Source organism: Streptomyces fuscigenes (genome assembly GCF_021556455.1).
In the GTDB taxonomy this organism is placed as follows: Bacteria; Actinomycetota; Actinomycetes; order Streptomycetales; family Streptomycetaceae; genus Streptomyces; species Streptomyces fuscigenes.
In genome coordinates, this window is the sequence record NZ_JAKGCV010000747.1 from 1 (window position 1) to 1456 (window position 1456).

Genomic DNA, 1456 nt, shown 5'->3' on the forward strand with positions numbered 1-1456 from the left:
GCGCGGGCCGTACGGGCGCGCGCCGCCCATGCTCCGGTGCCCCTGCTCCGCGCGCGCCCGGAACGGCCGCCACCGGCCCTAGCCTCAGCGCGAACGCGGCCGTGGCCGGGGGCCGTCGGGAGACCCCCGAGGCCCGGCCGGCCGCGGCGACTCCGGGGAGGGCACGTGCTCGAATCAGCACCGCGCGTCAGCGTCACCGCCATGGACTCCCGGGCCGACGTCGTCGTCATCGGGGCAGGCGCCGCAGGTCTCGCCGCCGCGCACCACCTGGCGGCCGGGGGGCTGAGCGTCACCGTGCTCGAAGCGGCTCCCCGGGTGGGGGGACGCATGGCGACGGAACGGGTCGACGGCTTCCTGCTCGACCGCGTCGGCCCATTGCTCAGCACGGCGTACCCGGAGCTGCGCCGCACCCCGGGCCTGGAGGCCCTGCCGCTGAGGCCGTTCGCCCCCGGATTCACCGTCCACAGCGACGGCCGGCGCCACCGGGCGGGCGTGGTGCGCCCGGCCCGGGGCACGAGGGGCGCACTCAAGGGCATACGCGCCCTCGCGAGCGCCCCTCTGGCTCCGTTGCCGCCGCGGGCCGCAGCTCTGGACCACGCGCGCCTGGGCGCCGCCCTCGGCCGGCTCGCGACCACGCCCGCGGAGCGACTGCTCGCCCGGCCGGAGCGCACCGCGCGCGAGGCGTATGCGTCGCCGCTGACCCGGCTGCTGCTCTCGGCGCTGCTGTACGACCCGGGGCTGACGTCCTCCAGCCGGGGCGCGGACCTGGCGCTGCGCTCCTTCGCGCGCGGGCGGCTCTGCGTGCCCGAGGGAGGATCGGCCGTGCTGCCGGAGATCCTCGCGGCGACGCTGCCGCAGGGGTGCGCGGTGCACACGGACGTGTGCGTGACGGACGCGTCGATCAACCGCGTGACGACCAAGGAGCACGGCGAGATCGCCTGCCGGGCGCTGGTGGTCGCGACCGGCGCGCGGGCCGCGGCCGAGCTGCTGCCGGGGCTGCGCGTACCGGACTTCCAGCAGGTCACGGTCTTCCACCACGCCGCGCCCGCCGAGCCGGGCACCGGTACGGCGCTGCTGCTCGACGCCGACCTCGGCGGGCCGGTGTCGCACACCGCGGTCATGAGCGCGGTGGATCCGGGCCGCGCGCCGCGGGGGCGCGCCCTCGTGTCGTCGACCGTGCTCGGGCCGCCCCCGCCGGAGGCGGAGGTGCGCGGCCATCTGGCGCGGATGTACGGCGTGCCGACGGGACGGTGGGAGGTCCTCGCCTCCCACCACGACCCGGAGGCCGTCCCGGTGATGCGCCCGCCGCACGACCCGCGGCGGTCCGTGCGCCTGCTGGGCGGGCTGTACGTGTGCGGCGACCACCGCGACACGAACACCGTCCAGGGCGCCCTGCACTCGGGCCGCAGGGCCGCCCGCGCGGTCCTGGCGGACCTGGCGGGAGGCGCCGCGCGGC

The 1456-nt window shown here is 78.5% G+C and carries 1 protein-coding gene; it reads left to right on the top strand.

What is annotated here, in order from left to right:
- Nucleotides 1-165 precede the first annotated feature (165 nt).
- Nucleotides 166-1456: NAD(P)/FAD-dependent oxidoreductase (locus L1885_RS28285; RefSeq protein WP_372482058.1), on the top strand; the 1291-nt coding region annotated here is incomplete at its 3' end.